Source organism: Labrys sedimenti, assembly GCF_034424805.1.
In the GTDB taxonomy this organism is placed as follows: domain Bacteria; phylum Pseudomonadota; class Alphaproteobacteria; order Rhizobiales; family Labraceae; genus Labrys; species Labrys sedimenti.
Genome location: NZ_JAXOUF010000001.1, coordinates 1,337,535 through 1,344,562 on the forward strand (window position 1 = coordinate 1,337,535; position 7,028 = coordinate 1,344,562).

Annotated in this window: 7 protein-coding genes and 1 pseudogene; all 8 read left to right on the top strand. The window is 62.8% G+C overall.

Annotated elements, in window-relative coordinates; translation table 11 throughout:
- Positions 1–340 precede the first annotated feature (340 nt).
- Complete coding sequence (locus tag U1R88_RS06370) at positions 341–2,266, top strand: autotransporter outer membrane beta-barrel domain-containing protein (protein ID WP_322430463.1); 1,926 nt, start codon at positions 341–343, stop codon at positions 2,264–2,266.
- A gap of 165 nt (positions 2,267–2,431) precedes the next feature.
- A complete protein-coding gene (locus U1R88_RS06375; protein ID WP_322430464.1) occupies positions 2,432–3,166 on the top strand; it encodes a FadR/GntR family transcriptional regulator in 735 nt (244 codons plus the stop codon).
- Positions 3,163–4,002 carry an inositol monophosphatase family protein gene (locus tag U1R88_RS06380; RefSeq protein WP_322430465.1) on the top strand — a complete coding sequence of 280 codons (840 nt, stop codon included), beginning with the start codon at positions 3,163–3,165 and terminating at the stop codon, positions 4,000–4,002. Before U1R88_RS06375 ends, U1R88_RS06380 begins: the two co-directional genes overlap by 4 nt.
- A gap of 255 nt (positions 4,003–4,257) precedes the next feature.
- A complete protein-coding gene (locus tag U1R88_RS06385) occupies positions 4,258–5,232 on the top strand; it encodes an MBL fold metallo-hydrolase (protein WP_322430466.1) in 975 nt (324 codons plus the stop codon).
- Between the two features lie 33 nt (positions 5,233–5,265).
- Positions 5,266–5,730: a tetratricopeptide repeat protein gene (locus U1R88_RS06390; RefSeq protein ID WP_322430467.1), complete on the top strand. Its 465-nt coding sequence runs from the start codon at positions 5,266–5,268 to the stop codon at positions 5,728–5,730.
- A gap of 58 nt (positions 5,731–5,788) precedes the next feature.
- The gene (locus U1R88_RS06395; RefSeq protein WP_322430468.1) at positions 5,789–6,235 is read left to right on the top strand and encodes a DoxX family protein; all 447 of its coding nucleotides are present in this window, start codon (positions 5,789–5,791) and stop codon (positions 6,233–6,235) included.
- A gap of 226 nt (positions 6,236–6,461) precedes the next feature.
- Positions 6,462–6,878: a DUF3592 domain-containing protein gene (locus tag U1R88_RS06400; RefSeq protein WP_322430469.1), complete on the top strand. Its 417-nt coding sequence runs from the start codon at positions 6,462–6,464 to the stop codon at positions 6,876–6,878.
- Between the two features lie 68 nt (positions 6,879–6,946).
- Positions 6,947–7,028: pseudogene (locus U1R88_RS06405) on the top strand (IS5/IS1182 family transposase); the annotation flags it as partial.

Consider the following 7,028-nt stretch of genomic DNA (forward strand, 5'->3'; position numbering starts at 1 on the left):
ATCGAAGCAGTCTGCTCGCGACCGCGCATAATGACCATCGATAGGAAATTCTCACTCAGCTCGCCATTTCGCCGGGATCCCCCTCTCCGCACTGCGGATGACGGTACGCTTCAGCAAGCCGAAGCTCTGACTGCACCTTCCTCGCGCCGATACGAATTTGCCCGTAATGGCGCGCCTCTTCCCAGTCCCTGCCAATGTCCAAGGCCGGGCGGTTAACGCCCCGGCCGGGTCACGTCGCCTTAGCCAAATTTTCGAACGTCATCGCCGACCTACGGGCCGGCGGATGCTGCCGCGCGCCTGCCGCGCAACCACAAGAACCCTACCCCGAGAGATCGAGACCATGTCCGTGACAACGCCTGACAGGCCGAGCAAGCCGCCTGAAAACGCTGCTCCTTGCCCTCCCCTTGCCTGTGCCCACCCCAAATATCGGCTGCGCAGGGCCGCATGGCCATACCTTGCCGGCCTGTCGCTGTTGGGTGCCACCAGCCTGCCGGCCCTGGCGGTCGAGCCGTGGATCATGGTCGAAAAGACGATGTTCTCGGGTGTGGACGCCTCCCGTGGGCAAGGCGTCACCACCGATGGCACCAATTGGTATTTCTCCGGCACCAATGCCCTGGAAATGACCAATGGCTCCTTCGATCCCAAATTGCTGGTCACGCCCGCCATTCCGGACATCCTGAAGAACCCCTCCCAGTTTTCGGATATCGGGCTCAACCATATCGGCGACATCGATTATGCCGACGGCAAGCTCTACATCTCCCTGGACACGAGCAACCGCTCGCCGACCACCAACGGGAAATACGAACGACCGGTCTTCGCGATCTATGACGCCAAGACACTGACCTATCTCGGCCAGGCCTTCGCCCTCAACCCACCCCACGGTACGCACGACATTGCCAGCTGGGTTGCTGTGGACGCCAAGAACGGTGTCGGCTACGGCATGGCCTATGAAAATGCGACCGAACTCGCCGTCTATAATCTTTCGGACTGGTCGTTCCAGAAATACATTCCCCTGTCGCAGACCATCGATCAGGCGCAAGGCGGCAAGATCTTCAATGGCTGGATGTATTTTTCGACCGATAACGATCAGAAGCTGATCTACCGCGCCAATCTGCTGACGGGGCAGGTCGAGCTCATCGGCAATCTCAAGATCGATGGCGAGCAGGAGATCGAGGGGCTGGTCTTCAAGAACACGCCCGACGGCTGGTCAATGCATATTCTGAACCGGGAGGAAGACCCGAACCATCCCGGTGAGACCGCAATCGGCTTCTACCGCTACGTGCGCCCGTTCGGAAACGCACTTTCGGGCGAGATCCACGCCGATATCAAGGGTGCCCTTATCGAAGACAGCCGCTACCCGCGTGATGCGGCCAACCGGCGCCTGCGCTCGGCCTTCGGCGGCATCGCCGGAACGTCCGGCGGGGCCGCCACTGGCAGCACCGACGGCATCGTCGTCTGGGGCACGCCCTTCGCTGCCACTGGCAGGGCCGAAGGCTCGGGTGACGCCGCCTCCTTTGACCGCACCAGCGGCGGCTTCATCGGCGGCATCGATGCGCCGGTCGGGGACTGGCGCCTGGGCGTCCTCGCCGGCTACAGCCACACCAACTTCGACGTCTCCGCCCGGAGTTCGGACGGGTCCAGCAACAATTACCAGCTCGGCCTCTATGGCGGCACGCAATGGGGGCAGCTCGGCTTTCGCACCGGCGCCATCTATGGCTGGCACAATGTTGACACCAAGCGCAACGTCGTGTTCCCCGCCTTCCGCGAAACGCTTTCGGGGCATTACAACGCCGTGACGGCGCAGGCCTTCGGTGAACTCAGCTATCGTTTCGATCTGGGGCGTAACGTCTTCGATCCCTTCGCCAATCTCGCTTATGTCCATCTGGACACGAATGGCTTTGCCGAGAAGGGCGGCACCACGGCTGCGCTGGCCAGTCCGAAGAGCTCGACGGACATGGTTTACACCACATTGGGGCTCCATGCCTCGACCGCCTTCGACCTTGCCGGGACCACGCTGACCCTGCGCGGCACGCTTGGCTGGCAGCACGCCTTCGACGACGTGACCCAGAACGCAAAGCTCGCCTTCAACAATGGCTCGTCCTTCACGATAGCCGGCGCGCCACTCGCCAAGGATGCGCTGGCAGTCGAGGCCGGCGTTGACGTCGCGCTCTCGGCGAACGCAACCCTGGGCGCCACCTATTCCGGCCAGCTTGCCAGCCACACCCAGGGCCATGCCTTCAGGATCAATCTCGACATGAAGCTGTGAACTGAAGGATGTCGCCACGGTGGGGATTGGACGCGGCAGCTTTACCAAGGCAAGCTTGCCGTTCCATCCCACCGCCATATCGTCCTGAGATACGCATCAGCGGCATGATATGTTGCCAACAAGGATAGAATGAAGAATGCAGTCCCTCCTTCCAAGGTTTCGCCCATGACTTCGCGGGGAGGGAATGCCACCGGCACAAGCCTCTATTCGCGCCTCCTCAACGACATCGGTCAAAGCATCGTGCGGGGCGAACTCGCGCCCGGCGATCAATTGCCGAATGCCGATGACTGGAGCGCGGCCCATGGCGTCAGCCGCACGGTGCTGCGGGAAGTCGTCAAGGTGCTTGCCAACAAGGGCATGGTGGAAATGCGCCCCAAGGTAGGCACTCGCGTACGCCCCCGCCAGGACTGGAACTTTCTCGATCCCGACGTGCTGGTCTGGCGCTACGGGTCGAGAACCACGGCTGAAGAGGCGCGCTCCCTGTTCGAACTGCGCCGCGCCATCGAGCCGATGGCAGCCGCTCTCGCCGCCGAGCGGGCCAGCGCCGAACAGATTGCGCAGCTGCAGCGGCTGATCTCACAAATGGAACAGGCCGGCGACGACAGCGAACGCTTCGCCGTGCCGGACCTGGCATTTCACCAGGCCATCCTGCGCCTATCCGGCAACGAACTGATCGGCTCGCTCGCGGCGCTGATCGAGACGGCCCTGGTGATCAGCTTCCGCCTGACGGACGACAATCCCGAGGGCCAGAGCCACTCGCTCGCCTTGCATCAGGCCGTCGTCGACAACATCGCCAGGCGAGATCCGGCCGCCACGGCCAAGGCCATCACCTCCCTGCTCGACGAGGCGGAGGAAGACGTCAGGCGCTCCCTGCTGGCAAGGCGCGAGCGGAAATCGTGACCAGTGACGATATCGACCGGCGGCATCGCTTCGCCCAGGACTGCGCCCGTGAGGCCGGAACGATCGCCCGTCGCTACTTCCGCTCCTGCGAGGCCCCGTCCAGCATCGAAAAAGGCCGGCACGATCCGGTGACCCGGGCCGATCTGGAAATCGATCGTTTCCTCATCGACCAACTTGCCGGGGCGTTTCCGGCCGATGGCATCCTGACCGAGGAAACCGGCGGTGTTCCTGCGCGGCATCTTTGGGTCATCGACCCAATCGACGGCACCCTGAACTTCGCCCGCGGCATCGCCCATTTCGCCGTGTCGATCGCCTTTTGCATCGACGGCCGGACGGAGAGCGGCATCGTCTACGATCCCATCAGCGACGAGATCTTCACGGCCCGGCGCGGCCATGGCGCCTTCTGCAACGGCCGACCCATCCGGGTCCGGACCACGCAGGGCCCATGGGATGCGATCGTCGATGCAGGATATTCGAGCAGGCATCCCGCAGCTGATTATGTACGGCTGGTCCATGGCCTCCTCGCGCAGGGCTACGCCTTCGTCCAGAACGGCTCTGCGGCAATGGGACTGGCAGCGCTCGCCTGCGGCCGCATCGACGGCTTCTGCGAACTCTCGCTCAAGAGCTGGGATGTTCTCGCCGGCCTGCTCCTGGTCGAAGAGGCCGGCGGCTGGACCGGCGGCTTTCCGCACGGTCCCGGCCTGCTGGAGGACCACGAGGTCCTCGCCTGCACCCCGGCCATCCGCCAATCCCTGCAGGATCTCCTGCTGGAGGCGTCGCCCCTACGCGGGAAGACGCCGCTTCCGTCCGTCCAGAGCGTTATCCAGAAAAGTTGATAGACTTTTCGATTAAGAAAACGCGTCAAAACAATATGTTAGAGAGAAAGTCCGATTCAAAGAAATCGCACTTTCTCTAGAATGGGCGGGACCTTGCCCCGGCGTATCTCGGCCCCAGCACGCCGGATACGGGCCGTCCAAAAAACTTTGCACCGCGCGGGAATAATTCCGCGCTCCCTCGGGTCTGGTCACTCAGCGGAGGCACTGATTGCCAGTGCGCCGTCCGGCATGAGCCGTTGAACAGGAGTGACCAGAATGCTGAAGATGACGCGCCGTACGGTGCTGGGTTCTGCGGCGGCCGCCGCGGCGTTCGGCCTGGCGGGAAGACTTGAATTCATAGCCCCTGCCCTCGCCCAGACGCCGGTCGAGCCAAGCGTGGGCTTCTACAAATACAAGGTCGGATCCATCGAGGTGACTGCCATCTATGATGGCATCTGGCGCAAGCCCCACGACCCGGCCTTCATCAAGAATGCCTCGGTGGAGGATACCAAGGCGGCCTTGTCAAAGGCCGGCCTGACCACCGAGTTCATGCCGATCCCCCTCACGGTGGTCGTGCTCAAGGTCAACGGCAAGCTGATCATGATGGATGCCGGCTCGGGTGTCGGCCAATGGCAGGCCAATGCCACGCATCTGCCAGCCAACATGGCCGCAGCCGGCATCGACTACAAGGCCATCGACACCATCATGATTTCGCATTTCCATCCCGATCATGTCTGGGGGCTGATGGAAAAGGGCACCAACGCGCCCGTCTTCCCCAATGCGGAACTGATCGTCAGCGCCACGGAGTATAATTGGTGGACGGACCCGTCGCGTGTCGAGAAGCTCGCCGAGGGGCGGCGGCCCGCCGGCAAGCGCATCGTCGAGAACTTTCCGAAATGGAAGAACTGGAAGCTGGTGCAGGACGGTGCGGAAGTCGCGCCCGGCATCCAGATCCTGTCGGCACCAGGCCACACGCCGGGGCATTCGGTCTACCTCCTCGGGTCCGGCAACGAGCAGTTCATGGTCTCGGCCGACATCATGTACGTGCCCGCCCTTCTCGCCCCGCATCCGGACTGGCAAGGCGCCTATGACCAGGATGGCCCCATGGCCATCGCCACCCGGCGCAAGCTCATCGACCGGGTAATCGCCGACAATGTCAGGATCTGCGGTTCGCATTTCCCGTTCCCCGGCAGCGGCACCTTCGTAAAGGACGGCAATGCCTATGGCTTCACGCCGACCACGCAGCTCTGAAACCCGATATCCCTGCCCTCAGGAGAGAAAACCATGCTGAAATATGCAGTCGCAACCGCGGTGGCCACGCTGGCTTTGGCCGCGGTCACCACCACGCTGCTCTCGATACCGGCCTATGCCGTCGACAATATCGAGTCCACCGATGCCCCCGACCTGACCTCCGTCAAGGCCAAGATCGAGGCCAAGAACTATACCGGCGCGCTGGAGGAACTGCGGGGCCTGGCCGAAGACACCCAGCAGGCCGACGTCTACAATCTGCTCGGCTTCACGCTGCGCAAGACCGGCGACTACCAGACGGCGCTGACCTACTACACCAAGGCGCTGGAACTGCAGCCCGGGCACAAGGCCGCCCGGGAATATCTCGGCGAGCTCTATGTCGAGACAGGCGACGTCGACAAGGCCAAGGTGCAGTTGTCGGAACTCAGCAAGCTTTGTCCCCAAGGCTGCGAGGAACTCGAAGACCTGCAGAAAGCCATCGACACCAAGGTGACGAAGTGACGTGTGAGCCGGCAGGCGCCAAGGCACTTGCCGGTCCTCTCCCCCGGAGGTGGCTGCAATGACCCCAATCAGCAAGATCAAGGCCGGGCTCGCCGATGCCATGCTGCTCGCCGGCAGGCTGCTGCTCGCCCTGATCTTCGTTCACGAAGGCACGACCCTGGCGCTGCATTTCACGCGCACCGTGGAGGCCATGGCGGTGATCGGCATCGGCGCGCCCCTGGTCGTCGGCGTCATCGCGCTGCAACTGGGTGCAGGCCTGGCCCTCGCTTTGGGCGTGCTCGCCCGCATCGGGGCCATCATGCTCGGCCTGTTCTGCCTCGCGACGGCAACGCTTTTCCACATGGACTTCTCAAGCCAGAACGAATTGCTGCATTTCGAGAAGGACCTCGCCATCGCGGGGGGCATGTTCGTTCTATCGATTGCCGGATCCGGCGGCTTGTCGCTGGACAGGTTGCTGCGGCATATGTCCTCCCTACCCGGTCCTCTGAGGCGGATCCTGTTCTAGGACGAAAGCCGTTTTGATGGCCGAGCTGGATTTTCGTCATTGCGAGCGCAGCGAAGCAATCCCGTGCTCGGGATGAGCCAAGTCTGGATTGCTTCGCTGCGCTCGCAATGACGGCTGCTTCACTCCTGCCGGACCCGCAGCCCGCCGATCTCGCAACCTAGCTGTTCCCTCGGGGCAGCAAGTGCCGTAAACCCCGGGGCATCGGAACTGCGACTGGAACGAAGCGATGGTGAGTGTAAAACGTGTCCGGGGGCCGGCAGCCCTGCGTGTCTTGGGGCGTAGCTTCCTCATCCTGGGCTTCGTCGGATTGCTGGCCGCTCCCGTGCTCGGCATGAACGAATGGCGTAGCCCCCGCACGGCTTCTGCCTCCGGCACCATCGTTTCGGTCAATCCCTATCCGGTCGTCAGCTTCTCGACACCGCAGGGCAGTGTCATCCGCTTCACCAACCTCGTGCGCAGTTCCTTCCTGCACGAAGGCGACAGTGTGACCGTCGCCTATAATCCGGCCGTTCCGACCGACGCCACGCTCGACGGCCTGCTTGGGCGCTGGTTCTTTGCAGGCCTTGCCGCCTTGCTCGGCGCGGCATTCCTGCTGGTCGGCGGCCTCTCGACCGTCATCGGTCGCAGGCGCATCGCCCGCTAGGAGCTGTGGACTCTTGGGATTCCCAAGAGTGCGGGTATGTGATTCAAAGCTGTCTTTTGGAGGCAGCGATGGTTGTTTTGGACCGCCTGATACTTCGAGACGATCAGTGGGACCGGATTTCGCCGCATATTATCGGTGACGAGCGGACGC